10 protein-coding genes are annotated in these 13,565 nt (G+C 74.3%); 1 reads left to right on the forward strand and 9 read right to left on the reverse strand.

Features of this window, described 5'->3' with window-relative positions; all coding sequences use genetic code 11:
• Complete coding sequence (gene tal / locus KDL28_RS27675; RefSeq protein ID WP_252443162.1) at positions 1-1,110, reverse strand: transaldolase; 1,110 nt, start codon at positions 1,108-1,110, stop codon at positions 1-3.
• 14 nt (positions 1,111-1,124) lie between these two features.
• Positions 1,125-3,212 (reverse strand): transketolase, encoded by a 2,088-nt coding sequence (tkt, locus tag KDL28_RS27680; protein WP_252443164.1) that lies wholly within the window; start codon positions 3,210-3,212, stop codon positions 1,125-1,127.
• A gap of 223 nt (positions 3,213-3,435) precedes the next feature.
• Here tkt and KDL28_RS27685 point away from each other — a divergent pair, with 223 nt between their 5' ends.
• Entirely contained in the window at positions 3,436-4,395 is a 960-nt protein-coding gene (locus KDL28_RS27685; protein ID WP_308216073.1) for a heme o synthase, read from the forward strand.
• A 127-nt stretch (positions 4,396-4,522) separates the two neighbouring features.
• Here KDL28_RS27685 and fdhA read toward each other — a convergent pair whose 3' ends face one another.
• The 7 genes from fdhA to mptB all read right to left on the reverse strand — a co-directional run bounded on the left by fdhA (position 4,523) and on the right by mptB (position 13,530).
• Positions 4,523-5,743, reverse strand: a complete 1,221-nt coding sequence (fdhA, locus tag KDL28_RS27690) for a formaldehyde dehydrogenase, glutathione-independent (protein WP_252443166.1) — start codon at positions 5,741-5,743, stop codon at positions 4,523-4,525.
• 137 nt (positions 5,744-5,880) lie between these two features.
• Positions 5,881-7,935, reverse strand: coding sequence for a S9 family peptidase (locus KDL28_RS27695; protein WP_252443168.1), 2,055 nt, complete (start codon positions 7,933-7,935; stop codon positions 5,881-5,883).
• Positions 7,936-7,998: 63 nt separating this feature from the next.
• A complete protein-coding gene (locus tag KDL28_RS27700) occupies positions 7,999-8,970 on the reverse strand; it encodes a quinone oxidoreductase family protein (RefSeq protein ID WP_252443170.1) in 972 nt (323 codons plus the stop codon).
• 8 nt (positions 8,971-8,978) lie between these two features.
• On the reverse strand, positions 8,979-9,986 hold the full coding sequence (locus KDL28_RS27705; protein ID WP_252443172.1) for a COX15/CtaA family protein: 1,008 nt from the start codon (positions 9,984-9,986) through the stop codon (positions 8,979-8,981).
• A 51-nt stretch (positions 9,987-10,037) separates the two neighbouring features.
• The gene (locus KDL28_RS27710; RefSeq protein WP_372497088.1) at positions 10,038-10,838 is read right to left on the reverse strand and encodes an ABC transporter permease; all 801 of its coding nucleotides are present in this window, start codon (positions 10,836-10,838) and stop codon (positions 10,038-10,040) included.
• Entirely contained in the window at positions 10,835-11,764 is a 930-nt protein-coding gene (locus tag KDL28_RS27715; RefSeq protein ID WP_252443174.1) for an ABC transporter ATP-binding protein, read from the reverse strand. Before KDL28_RS27715 ends, KDL28_RS27710 begins: the two co-directional genes overlap by 4 nt.
• Before the next feature lie 197 nt (positions 11,765-11,961).
• Positions 11,962-13,530: a polyprenol phosphomannose-dependent alpha 1,6 mannosyltransferase MptB gene (gene mptB / locus KDL28_RS27720; protein WP_252443176.1), complete on the reverse strand. Its 1,569-nt coding sequence runs from the start codon at positions 13,528-13,530 to the stop codon at positions 11,962-11,964.
• Positions 13,531-13,565: the final 35 nt, after the last annotated feature.

Below are 13,565 nucleotides of genomic sequence, written 5' to 3' on the forward strand. Positions count from 1 at the left end.
TCAGCCGGCCGACTCGAGCTGGCCCTTGACCGTCTCCTGCAGCTCGGCCCAGGACTTCTCGAACTTGTCGACGCCCTCGTCCTCGAGGGTGAGGAACACGTCGGTCAGGTCGACGCCCTGGGCGGCCACCGCGTCGAAGACCTCCTGGGCCTGCGCCGCGGTGCCGGTTACCGTGTCCCCGGTGACCTCGCCGTGGTCGGCGAAGGCGGTGAGGGTCTTCTCCGGCATGGTGTTGACCACGTCGGCCACGACCAGCTCGCTGACGTACATGGTGTCGGAGTAGTCGGGGTTCTTGACCCCGGTCGAGGCCCACAGCGGCCGCTGCGGGCGCGCGCCCTTGGCCGCCAGCGCCTTCCACCGGTCGGAGGAGAAGACCTCCTGGTAGGCGGCGTAGGCGAGGCGGGAGTTGGCCACCGCGGCCTTGCCGCGCAGCGCGAGCGCCGCGTCGGTGCCGATCGCGTCCAGCCGCTTGTCGATCTCGGCGTCGACCCGGGAGACGAAGAAGCTGGCCACCGAGGCGATCCGGGACAGCTCCTGGCCGTTGGCCGCGGCCTGCTCCAGGCCGTCGAGGTAGGCGCCCATGACCGCGCGGTAGCGCTCCACGGAGAAGATCAGCGTGACGTTGACGCTGATCCCCTCGGCGAGCGCGCGGGTGATCGCCGACAGGCCGGCCTCGGTGGCCGGGATCTTGATCAGCAGGTTCGGCCGGTCGACGGCCTTCCACAGGTCGATGGCCTGCGCCAGGGTGCCGTCGGCGTCGCGGGCCAGGCCCGGCTCGACCTCGAGCGAGACCCGCCCGTCGACCCCGCCGCTGGTCTCCCAGGTGCCGCTGAACACGTCGCAGGCCTGCTGGACGTCGGCCACGGTGATCTCGCGGATGGCGTCGTCGACCGAGGCGCCGCGGGCGGCGAGCTCGCGGACCTGCTCGTTGTAGGCGGCGCCGTCCGAGAGCGCCGAGGCGAAGATGGTCGGGTTGGTGGTGACCCCGACGACGTGCTTCTCGCTGATCAGCTGCTGCAGGTTGCCGCTGCGCAGCCGCTCGCGCGACAGGTCGTCGAGCCAGATGGACACGCCGGCCGCGGCGAGCGCGGCCAGCCGGTCGTTGGTCATGGCTTGTTCCCCTTTCAGGAGAGCTTGGCGAGGCTGCGCCGGGCGGCGGCGACCACGTTCTCGGTGGTGAAGCCGAACTCCCGGAACAGCGTCTGGTAGTCGGCGCTGGCGCCGTAGTGCTCGATGGAGATGATCTCGCCCGCGTCGCCGACGAACCGGTACCACGGCTGGGCGATGCCGGCCTCGACGCTGACGCGGGCCTTCACCCCGCTGGGCAGGACCGACTCGCGGTAGGCGTCGTCCTGCTCGTCGAACCACTCGACGCACGGCATCGACACGACCCGGGTGGGCACGCCGTCGGCCTCCAGGGCCGAACGGGCGTCGACGGCGATCTGCAGCTCGGACCCGGTGCCGATGAGGATCACCCGGGGCTCGCCGGAGGACGCCTCGGCCAGCACGTAGCCGCCGCGGGAGACGCCCTCGTACGAGGTGCCCTCCAGGGTCGGCACGTTCTGCCGGGTCAGCGCCAGGCCCTTGGGGCCCTCCGGGCGCTCCAGGGTGGCCCGCCAGGCGTGCGCGGTCTCGTTGGCGTCGCCGGGGCGGACGAAGGCCAGCCCGGGGATGGCGCGCAGCGCCGCGAAGTGCTCGATGGGCTGGTGGGTCGGGCCGTCCTCGCCGAGGCCGATCGAGTCGTGCGTCCACACGTAGACGACCGAGGACTTCATCAGCGCCGCGAGCCGCACGGCCGGGCGCATGTAGTCGCTGAAGGTCAGGAACGTGCCGCCGTAGGGGCGCGTCGGCCCGTGCAGCGCGATGCCGCTGAGGATGGCGCCCATGGCGTGCTCGCGGACGCCGAAGTGCAGCGTGCGCCCGTACGGGGTGGCGTCCCACATCTTCGTCTTGATCGACTCGGGGCCGAACGAGTTCGCGCCCTCCATCGTGGTGTTGTTCGACTCGGCCAGGTCGGCCGAGCCGCCCCACAGCTCGGGCAGCACGTCGGCCAGCGACTTGAGCACCTCGCCGGAGGCCTTGCGGGTGGCCACGCCCTTGGGGTCGACGTCCCAGGAGGGCAGCGCCTTCTCCCAGCCGACCGGCAGGTCGCGCCCGAGCACGCGGTCGAACAGCTCGGCCCGCTCGGACTCGCGCGAACGCCAGTCGTCGTAGGTCTTCTGCCACTCCCGGCGGGCCTCACGACCGCGGTCGACGACCTTGCGGGCGTGCGCGAGCACGTCGTCGTCGACCTGGAAGCTGCGCTCGGGGTCGAAGCCGAGGATCTCCTTGACGGCCGCGACCTCCTCGTCGCCCAGCGCCGAGCCGTGCGCCTTTCCGGTGTTCATCTTCTTCGGCGCCGGGAAGCCGATGATCGTGCGCAGCACGATGAACGACGGGCGCGAGCTCTCGGCCTTGGCGTTGCGCAGCGCCTCGAGGATGCCGGTGACGTTCTCCCCGCCCTCGACGACCTGCACGTGCCAGCCGTAGGCCTCGTAGCGCTTGGCGGTGTCCTCCGACAGCGCGATCGTCGTGTCGTCCTCGATGGAGATCTGGTTGGCGTCGTAGATCACCGTGAGGTTGCCCAGCTGCTGGGTGCCGGCCAGCGACGAGGCCTCGGAGGTGATGCCCTCCTCGATGTCGCCGTCCGAGGCGATCACGAAGATGTCGTGGTCGAACGGGCTCTGCCCGAGGTCGGGGTCCGGGTCGAACAGGCCGCGCTCGCGGCGGGCCGCCATCGCCATGCCGACCGCGGAGGCCAGGCCCTGGCCCAGCGGGCCGGTGGTGATCTCCACGCCGGGGGTGTGGCGGTGCTCGGGGTGGCCCGGGGTCTTCGAGCCCCACGTGCGCAGGGCCTGGATGTCGGCGAGCTCCAGCCCGTAGCCGGACAGGAACAGCTGCAGGTAGAGCGTCAGGCTGGAGTGGCCGGCCGACAGCACGAACCGGTCGCGGCCGACCCAGTCGGGGTCGCTCGGGTCGTGGCGCATCACCCGCTGGAACAGCGTGTACGCCAGCGGGGCGAGGCTCATCGCGGTACCCGGGTGGCCGTTGCCGACCTTCTGCACGGCGTCGGCGGCCAGTACGCGGACGGTGTCCACCGCGCGGCGGTCCAGATCGGTCCAGTCGGCGGGCACCTGAGCGCGGGTGAGCGTCTCGATGTCGGTATCGGCCACGGCAACGTTCCCTCGGTCGGAGTGGGGGCGGCAGGCGGTACGCGGCGAAGCGTCCGACTCTGCGCGCCAGCCTAGCGACGACGGCCTGCGACATGTGATCAGCGCGTGACCGTTCATCCATCGGCTACCCGCCAAGCCCGGACCTCACGCACGGGGCTATCATCGACAAGCCGTAGAACACCGAAGTTGCGACGTTCCCACCACAGTCTTTGCGAGGTAGCCGGTGACCGTTCCCGTGTCCCACGACGAGGCGCCCAGCGCGCCTGGGGAGCGGGGGGCACGGGCCGTCCTGCACCGGGTCGGCGGCACCTTGCGGGCCTACGTCGGCCTCACCAAGACCCGCATCATCGAGCAGTTGCTGGTGGTCACGGTGCCGGCGATGTTCCTGGCCGAGCGCGGGATCCCGTCGCCGTGGCTGATCTGCGCCACGTTGCTCGGCGGCGCCGGTTCGGCGGCGAGCGCGCACGCCCTCAACTGCGTGGCCGACGCCGACATCGACGCGGTGATGAAGCGCACCGCCCGCCGCCCGCTGGCCAAGGGCCAGGTGCCCACCCGGCACGCGCTGGTCTTCGGCCTGGTGCTCGGGGCGCTGTCGGCGGTGTGGCTGGCGCTGACCACCAACCTGCTGGCCGCCGGGCTCTCGGTGGCCGCCATCGCCTTCTACGTGCTCGTCTACACGATGCTGCTCAAGCGGCGCACCTCGCAGAACATCGTCTGGGGCGGCGCCGCGGGCTGCATGCCGGTGGTGATCGGCTGGGCCGCGGTGACCGGCACGGTCGAGTGGCCCGCGCTGGTGATGTTCGGGGTGATCTTCTTCTGGACCCCGCCGCACTTCTGGGCGCTGGCCATGCGCTACCGCGAGGACTACGCCGCGGCCGGCGTGCCGATGCTGCCGGTGGTGGCCACCGCCGAGCAGGTCTCCCGGCGCATCGTCATCTACTCCTGGGTGATGGCGGCGTGGACGCTGCTGCTGGTGCCCGCCACGTCCTGGGTCTACGCCGCGGTGGCCGTGCTCGGCGGGGCGTTCTTCGTGCTGCGCGCGCAGCTGCTGCACCGTGCGGTGGTGCGGGGGGCCGAGGTGGTGCCGATGCGGCTGTTCCACCTGTCCAACATCTACCTGTGCGTGCTGTTCGCGGCCATCGCCGTCGACGCCGCCCTCGGCCTCCCGCTGCTGTTCTCCTGACCCCCGCCCCGTCTGCTGTTCTCCTGACCCCCGCCCCGTCTGCTGTTCTCCTGACCCCCGCCCCGTCGAGAACGAAGCCGTTGTCGATTGGACCGGTCCACAACGACAACGGCTTCGTTCTCGACGGTCAGGCGGCCTTCGGGATGAGGCCGTTCGGGTCGAGCACGTACTTCTTCGCCGCGCCCTGGTCGAAGTCCCGGTAGCCCTGCGGGGCCTCGTCGAGCGGGATCACGGTGGCGTTCACGGCGTCGGCGATGTGGGCCTTGTCGTGCAGGATGCTCATCATCAGCCCGCGGTTGTAGCGCAGCACCGGGCACTGCCCGGTGGTGAACGAGTGGCTCTTGGCCCAGCCCAGCCCCAGGCGCACCTTGAGCGTGCCCTCCTTGGCGTCGTCGTCGGGGGCGCCCGGGTCGCCGGTGACGTAGAGGCCGGGGATGCCGAGCCTGCCGGCCGCCCGGGTGATCGACATGATGCTGTTGAGCACCGCCGCGGGGGCCTCTCCCGCGCCCGCGCCGTGCCCGGTGGCCTCGAAGCCGACCGCGTCCACGGCGCAGTCCACCTCGTTGATCCCGAGGATCTCGGCGACCTGGTCCTCCAGGGTGGCGTCCTGGGAGACGTCGACGGTCTCGCAGCCGAACGAGCGGGCCTGGGCCAGCCGGTCGGCGTTGAGGTCCCCGACGATCACCACGGCCGCGCCGAGCAGCTGCGCGGAGTACGCCGCGGCTAGCCCGACCGGCCCGGCCCCGGCGACGTAGACCGTGGACCCGGTGGTCACCCCGGCGGTGTACGCGCCGTGGTAGCCGGTCGGGAAGATGTCCGACAGCATCGTCAGGTCGAGGATCTTGGCCAGCGCCTGCTCCCGGCTCGGGAACTTGATCAGGTTGAAGTCGGCGAACGGCACCAGCACGTACTGGGCCTGCCCTCCCTCCCAGCCGCCCATGTCGACGTAGCCGTAGGCCGAGCCGGCGCGGCCCGGGTTGACGTTGAGGCAGACGCCCGTGTGGCCCTCGCGGCAGTTGCGGCAGCGCCCGCAGGCGATGTTGAACGGCACCGTGCAGATGTCGCCGACGTCGAGGAACTGCACGTCGCTGCCCTTCTCCACGATCTCGCCGGTGATCTCGTGGCCCAGGGTCTGCCCCGGCGGGGCGGTGGTGCGCCCGCGCACCATGTGCTGGTCGGAGCCGCAGATGTTGGTCGAGACCGTGCGCAGGATGACCCCGTGGTCGGCCTTGCGGCTCATCCCCGTCGCCTTGGCCACCTCCGGCGGGATCTCCAGCGTCGGCACGTCGTGGTCCTCGACCTCGACGACGCCCGGCTCCTTGTACACGACGATCTTGTTGCCGCTCATGCGAACCTCCTCGTGGGTCCCCCTGGCGTACTCGCATGAGACGGCGGTCACAACCGGGGGCACCCGGGTGGGTGCGTTCGGACCTGACCGGCCGGACCCGAACGCACCCGACCACCTGCCCGGTCGGCCAGGTGCGGCTACCCGCCCCGGACGTGCCGGTCGAGGAACTCGATGACCGTCTCGTACCAGACGACCGAGTTCTGCGGGCGCAGGATCCAGTGGCCCTCGTCGGGGAAGTACAGGAACCGGTGCGGCAGGTCCTCCGGCTCGCCGTCGTGGCGCTCCACGAGCTCCCACCACAGCCGCAGGGCCTCGCCGATCGGCACCCGGAAGTCGCGGTCGCCGTGGATCACCAGCACCGGCGTGCTGATCGCGGCGGCCGAGGCGTCCGGTGTGTGCCGGCGGCTCTGCTCGGCGGTCATCTCCCGGCGCCAGTAGAACGGTGCGTCGGTGGTCGGCCCGAACTGGTCGAGCGCCCACAGGCTGGCGTGCGTGACGATCGCGGAGAACCGGTCGGTGTGCCCGGCGATCCAGTTGGCCATGTAGCCGCCGAACGAGCCGCCCATCGCCGCGGTGCGCGTGGCGTCGGTGTCCGGGCGGGCCGCGGCGGCGTCGGTGATGGTCATCAGGTCGGTGTAGGGCTTGTCGCCCCACGTGCCCCAGCCGCGGGCGATGAACTCCAGGCCGTAGCCGGTGGACAGGGCCGGGTCGGGCAGCAGCACGGCGTAGCCGCGGGCCACCAGCACCCACGGGTTCCACCGCCAGTGCCAGGAGTTCCAGCTGCCCAGCGGCCCGCCGTGCACCCACAGCAGCAGCGGCGCCGGGGCGTCCTCGGCCGCCGAATGGGGCAGCGCCAGCCAGGCCCGCAACGCGGTGCCGTCCGCGGCGGTGGCGCTCACCTCGCTGAGCCGCCCGGGCAGCTCCGGATCGGCGGCGGGGGAGGACAGCCGCACCGGTTCCTGACCGGGCACGGCCGCGTCGACCCGCACCGGGGCGGGCGGCGAGTCGTAGGAGCTGCGCAGCGCGTAGACGTGGCGGCCGTCGGGGGAGACGACCGGGTCGGTGTAGGCGCCGTCGTCGCCGGTGAGCCGGGTCACCGCACCGGAGGCGAGCTCGATGCGGAACAGCGGCGCGCGGCCGTGGTCGTCGGCGGTGACGACCACGGCCGAGCCGTCGGGCGTCCAGGCCAGCTCGCTCACCCAGCGGTCCCACCCGGGGGCCACCTCCACCGGCTCGCCGCCCTCGACGGGCACGACCACCAGCCGCAGGTCGACCGGCATCGTGGGGGTGGAGTGGCGCTCGCGCAGCAGCGCGACCCGGGAGCCGTCCGGGCTGACCCGGGGCGCCAGCCAGTCGTGGCCGCCGCCGTCGACCAGCACGCGGCGCTCGCCGGTGGCGACGTCGATCGCCACCAGCGCGACGCGGTTCGCCCCGGCCCGCTCGGCGATGCGCCACTCGCTGACGACGGTGCGCCCGTCGGGGGTGATGTCGTGGGCGGTCTCCAGCAGCGCGCCGGCCGGATCGGGGGTGAGGTCGCGCCAGGCGATGCGCGGCTCCCCGGGGGCGTCCCCGTCGCGCTCGCCCCCGTCGCCGTCGGGCCGCTCGACGCCCGGCCCGCCGACCAGCAGCCGGGCCTGGTCCGGGCCCAGGTCGCGGTCCCAGAACCGCACCGGGTGGCCCTCGTGCAGGATCGCGCTGAGCTTGCGGTCCTTGCGCTCGGTGCGCCGCTTCCCGTCGTCCTCGGCGGTGACCGCGCCGGGCATCGTCATCGAGGTGACGACGACGGTGCCGGCGTCGCGGGCCACCGCGACGCCGCCGATGCCACCGGGGCGCGTGCCGACCAGGCGGGCCTCCCCACCGGCGGCGGGCAGCCGCCACAGCGCCGACGGCGCGTCGTCGGGCTGGTCCTTGGCGTCCGGGTCGGGGCGGGCCGCGCCGAACAGCAGGTCGCCGTCCGGGGCGAACACCGGCGCCGACTCCCCGCTCGCGCCGCGGGTGAGCCGGTGCGCGGGCCGCTGCCCGGTCGGGTCGACCTGCCACAGCGACGGGCGCAGCGCGTTGCGCTCGGCGTTGATCACCGACACGGTCGTGACCAGCCGGGAGCCGTCGGGGGACAGGGCCAGCCCGGCCAGCCGGGGGAGGGCGACGAAGTCCTGGGGATCGTCGAACGGGGTTCGGAAGCGAGTGCTCACATCCGGCAGCCTCCCCCATCGGCCGCCCCCGATCGACCCGGTGGCACCGCAGCTCCCCGGACCTCAGGGGATCAGCAGCACCTTCCCGGTGGTGCGCCGGGCCTGCAGGTCGGTGTGTGCGGTGGCCGCCTCGGCCAGCGGGTAGCGGTGGCCGATCCGCACGTCGAGCGAGCCGTCCACGACGGCGCCGTAGACCGCGGCGGCGCGCGCCCGCAGCTCCTCGGGCGTGGCGATGTAGTCGAACAGCTTGGGCCGGGTGAGGTACGCCGAGCCGGCCTGGTTGAGCCGCTGCGGGTCGAACGGCGGCACCGGCCCGCTGGATGCCCCGCACAGCACCAGCGTGCCGCGCCTGCGCAGCGCGGCCAGGCTGGCGTCGAACGTGGTGCGCCCGACGCTGTCGTAGGCCACGGCCACCCCGGCCCCGCCGGTGAGCGCGCGGACCGCGCCGGCCACGTCGTCGACCTCGGTGTAGCGGACGACGTCGGCTGCCCCGGCGCGACGGGCGAGCTCCTCCTTCTCCGCGCTGGAGACGGTGCCGATCACCCGGGCGCCGCGGGCCGCGGCGAACTGGGTGAGCAGCAGGCCGAGCCCGCCCGCGGCCGCGTGCACCAGCACGTCGTCGCCGGCCTGGACGGGGTGCACGTCGAAGGCGAGCGCGTGCGCGGTCATGCCCTGCAGGAGCGCGCCGACGGCCACCTCGTCGGAGACCGCGTCGGGCACCGGGACGGCCCGCTCGGCGCGCAGCGCGACGGCCTCGGCGTAGCTGCCCGGGCCCTCCGCCCACGCCACGCGGTCGCCGATGGCGAACCCGTCGACCCCCTCGCCCACCTCGCGCACCCGCCCCGCGCCCTCCAGCCCCAGCACGAGCGGCAGCGGCAGCGGGTAGATGCCCTCGCGGTGGTAGGTGTCGATGTAGTTGACCCCGGCCGCGGCCACCTCGACCACCAGCTCGCCGGGCCCGGCCGTCGGGTCGGGCAGCTCGGCGGTGGTGAGGACCTCCGGCCCGCCCGTCTCGGAAATCTGGATCGCGCGCATGGGCCGAATCATGCCCCGCTGCGGGCGCCCTCGGTCAGCACCGGCTCTCCGACGGGGACGGGCTCACCCGTGCCACCGCTCCCGGATCCGGCGGGGGCGGGCAGCGCGGGCCGCTCGGTCAGCCCGGCCCACATGCTCGCCGCGGCCACGGTGACCAGGCCCGCGCCCAGCACGTGCAGCGCCGCCAGCACCTCCGGCACGCCGAGGGCGTACTGGGTCCCGCCCAGCGCCCCCTGGGCGAGCACGACCGCGACGAGCACGGCGTAGCGGCGGTGCACGACGCGCGGTGCACTCGTCGCGCGCAGGGTGAAGCCGAGCCCGATCAGCAGCCCGAGGTAGCCGAACAGCAGGTCGGCGTGCAGCTGGGCCAGCGCCGCGACCTCGATGCCCAGCCGCGGCGTGGCGGCGTCGCCGGCGTGCGGTCCGGCCGCGGTGACCAGCGTCCCGGCCACCAGCAGCGCGGCCAGCACGGCGGTGCTGGTGGCGACCAGCCCGCGCACCGCGCCCGGGACGATCGACCGCGCGGGACCGCCGCCATCGGAGACCGCGACCACCAGCTGCACGGCCAGCCACGTGAACACCATGGAGACCAGGAAGTGCACGGCCACGCTCCACCAGACCAGCCCGCTGAGCACCACGAACCCGCCGATCACGGCCTGGGCGAGGATGCCGACCGGCTGGGCCACGGCCAGCCACACCAGCCGGCGCCGCCGCGGGCGGATGGTGAGCACGGCCAGCATGGTCAGCCCGGCCGCCAGCACCAGCGCGATCGTGAGCAGCCGGTTGCCGAACTCGATCCACTGGTTGAGCGCGGCCACCTCGGGGTGCGGGGTGGGCACCAGGCTCCCGGGGAAGCACTCCGGCCAGGTCGGGCAGCCCAGCCCGGAGCCGGTCACCCGCACGACCGCGCCGGTGACCGCGATGCCGGCCTGCCCGACCACGGTCACCACCGCCAGCGCGCGGATCAGCGGGAGGGGGACCACCGGCAGCCGGTTCACTACGGCTTGTAGAACCACGTGCCGATGGTAGGTCCTGGACCCGCGGTCGGCGCCGTCGACTCCGCCGCCTCAGCGCAGCCGGACCGCCCGCACCGCGATCGCCGCCGCCGCGACCGTCCAGCCCAGCAGCACCAGGACCGGTCCAGCGCCCGGCGGGTCGCCGGTGGTGAGCGTGTCGCGCAGGCCTTCGGCCAGCGCGCCGGAGGGCAGCACGGCGCCGACGGCGGCCAGCGGCTCGGGCAGCCGGTCCAGCGGGATCGCGATCCCGCCGCCGCCCCGCAGCCGGACCCCGGCCCAGGTGGCGACCGCCCGCCCCCGCGCCGCGCCCCGCGTCCCGCCGAGCAGGATGCCGAGCGCGCCGAACGCCGCGCAGCCCAGCACCACCAGCAGCAGCGCCCACCCCAGCCCCGCGGGCTCGGGGCGCCACCCGAGCCCGGCGGCGAGGGCACCGAGCAGCACCATCTGCAGCGCCACCACGCCCAGCACCGCGACCAGCCGCCCGGCCACCAGCAGCCAGCGCGGCAGCGCGGTGGCCGCCAGCCTGCGGACCACCCCGTAGCGGCGGTCGAAGCCCAGCGCGATGGCCTGCCCGGTGAACGCGGTGGACATCACGGCGAGCGCCAGCACCCCCGGCGCCACCGCCGCGATCCGCGGCTCGGGCAGCGGCACGAGCTCCAGCGTCGCCAGCCCGACCATCAGCACGACCGGGATGAGCAGGGTGAGCAGCACCTGCTCGCCGTTGCGCAGCGCCAACCGGACCTCGGTGGCTGCCTGGGCGGCCAGCATCCGCCCCGGCGACCCGCCGCCGGGGCGGGGGCTGAACGTGCCGGGCGGGAAGGTCCGCCCGGCGGTGGGGCGAGGGGCGGTCACGAGCGCAGCTCCCGTCCGGTCAGCTCCAGGAACACGTCCTCCAGGCTGCGCCGCGCGACCTGGACGTCGTCGGCGAGCGCGCCCTGGGCGGCGCACCAGCCGGTGATGGTGGACAGCACCACGGGGTCGATCCGCCCGCGCACGACGTAACGGCCGGCGATGGGCTCGTCGGCGCCGTAGCCGGTGGGCAGGGCCGCGGCCAGGCCTGCGACGTCCATGCCGGGGCGGGCGCGGAAGCGCAGCTCCTGCTGCTCGGTGGTGGCGGTGAGCGCCACCGGGCTGCCCTGGGCCACCACCTGCCCGTGGTCGACGATCACGACCAGGTCGGCCAGCTCCTCCGCCTCCTCCATCAGGTGCGTGGTCAGCAGCACGGCCACGCCGTCGCGGCGCAGGGCGCCGATGAGCTCCCACACCAGGCGCCTGCCCTGCGGGTCCATGCCTGCGGTCGGCTCGTCGAGGAAGACCAGCTCGGGGCGCCCGACCACGGCGCAGGCCAGCGCCAGGCGCTGCTGCTGGCCGCCGGAGAGCCGCTTGTAGGGGGTGCGGGCGCACGAGTCGAGGCCCAGCACGGAGGTGAGCCACCCGACGTCGAGCGGGTGCGCCGAGCATGCCGCCACCAACCGCAGCATCTCCGCCGCCCGGACCCCCGGGTAGGCGCCGCCGCCCTGGGGCATGACGCCGATGCGGGCGCGCAGCGCGTCGGGTGCGCCCGCGGGGTCGGTGCCGAGCACGCGGACCTCCCCGGCGTCGGCGGTGACGAACCCCTCGCAGACCTCGACGGTGGTGGTCTTGCCCGCCCCGTTGGGCCCCAGCAGGGCCAGCACCTGCCCGGCGTCCAGGGCGAGGTCGAGCCCGTCCACCGCGGTGGTCCGGCCGTAGCGCTTGACCAGGCCGCGGACGCTGACGACGGGTGCGGACGAGCTCACGCCGGGAGTCTAGGCGGTAGGTGGTGATCGCGATCGGGACGCCGCTGGCGCGCCGGGGCGGAGCACGTGCCACCGCGCACGCCGGTGGTCGCGGCGCACACCCGGTGGTGACCGCGCCCATGTCGGGGGGTGTGCACGGCGGTCGGGTGGTGTGCGCGGTCGCCGGCGCGCGCTCGTGGAGCCGAGCGAGTGTGTCGCTACGGGGTGGGGGCGGGGGCGTGGCCGGGGAGGGCGTCGATGTCGGCGCCCCGCTGGCCGACGAGCCTGCTGCGCTGGAAGGCCAGCAGCACGACCAGCATCAGCAGGCCCGCCAGCATGGCCAGGGGCAGCTGGAAGACGCGGAAGTTGAAGTCGGCGCCGGTGGGCGGCACGCACAGGGCCAGCACCGCGGAGGCGGCCAGGATGGTGCGCCGGTAGACCGGCAGGCCCTTGGTCGCCGCCAGCGGGATGACCGCCCAGAGCAGGTACCAGGGGTGCACGACCGGCCCGAACAGCACCACGACGCCCATCCCCGCCGCCATCCCGGAGATGGCGTCGAGGCGCCCGCGCAGCACGGACAGCAGCAGCCAGCCCGCGCCGATCGCGGCGCCGGTGAGGCCGATGCCGCGGGCGACGGCGAGGACCGTGTCGGTGTGGTCGCCCAGGCCACCGAGGATGCCGACCTGGCCGGCGAGCAGGCCGAGGTCGGTGAACAGGGACATGCCGCTGCGGACCAGGGCCGGGGTGTCCAGGGTGGTGGCCCAGCCCAGTCCGACCCCGGTGACCAGCGACACGATCGCGTAGAGCACGACGGTCAGCGCGGTCAGCACGCCGGCCACCACGGCGACGTCGCGCACCCGGCCGCCGCGGCGGCGGGCGATCTCGATGCCCAGGAAGCCGAGCACCAGGATCGCCGGCAGCTTCACCATGGAGCCGCCCACCACCAGGGCGGAGCCGACCAGGAGCTGGCGGTCGAGCAGGTGCGGGCCCGCGCGCAGGCCGATCTCCATGCCGGCCAGCATCAGCCCGATCATCAGCGCCTCGTTGTGGATGCCGCTGACCAGGTGGAACAGCACCAGCGGGTTCGCCGCGCCGAGCCAGAGCGCCAGGCCGGTGTCCAGGCCGCAGCGGGCGGCCAGCCGGGGCAGCGCCCAGATGATCATGGCTAGCCCGGCCAGGGCCAGTGCGCGGTGCACGAGCACGCCCAGCACGATGTCGTTGCCCGCGACCGCGGTGACCCCGCGGCCCAGCAGCAGGAACAGCGGGCCGTACGGGGCGGGGGTGTCGCGCCAGATCGTCGGGATCGAGCGGGTGAGCGGGTCCTCCACGCCCAGGGCGCCGGCCGGGCCCAGGACGTAGGGGTCGAAGCCGCGGTCCACGATCGCGCTCTGAGCGAGGTAGCTGTAGACGTCGCGGGAGAACATCGGCGGGGCGATCGCCAGCGGGATCGACCACAGCACCGCGGTGCGGGCCAGCTGGGCGCGGTCGGGGGCGGGCGCCACGGCGCCCCGGGCTCGCAGCATCTTGCCGACCCACAGCCAGGCCAGCACCATGGCGATGATGCCGGTGTAGCAGACCGCGATGGCCAGGGTGGCGTTGCGGCTGGGCAGGCCGAGCAGGCGCTGCCCGAACAGGGGGTTGGGCACCGGCAGCGCGCCGGCGCCCAGCGCGCCGACGGCCATCAGCAGCGAGCCGGTCAGCCCGAGCCTGCGGGCGATGCGGCTCGGGTCGCGCGGTGGGGGCTCGACCACGGCGGCGCGCACCCCCTCCAGCTCCGCTGAGACCATGGCGGCAGCGTAGCGAGCAGGCCCGACGGTGACGG

This window comes from Pseudonocardia humida (assembly GCF_023898865.1).
GTDB lineage: Bacteria > Actinomycetota > Actinomycetes > Mycobacteriales > Pseudonocardiaceae > Pseudonocardia > Pseudonocardia humida.

Excerpts from the sequence above, each read along its gene's own strand:
- tal (WP_252443162.1), bottom strand. The coding sequence starts at position 1,110 with ATGACCAACGACCGGCTGGCCGCGCTCGCCGCGGCCGGCGTGTCCATC.
- fdhA (WP_252443166.1), bottom strand. The coding sequence starts at position 5,743 with ATGAGCGGCAACAAGATCGTCGTGTACAAGGAGCCGGGCGTCGTCGAG.
- KDL28_RS27700 (WP_252443170.1), bottom strand. The coding sequence starts at position 8,970 with ATGCGCGCGATCCAGATTTCCGAGACGGGCGGGCCGGAGGTCCTCACC.
- mptB (WP_252443176.1), bottom strand. The coding sequence starts at position 13,530 with ATGGTCTCAGCGGAGCTGGAGGGGGTGCGCGCCGCCGTGGTCGAGCCC.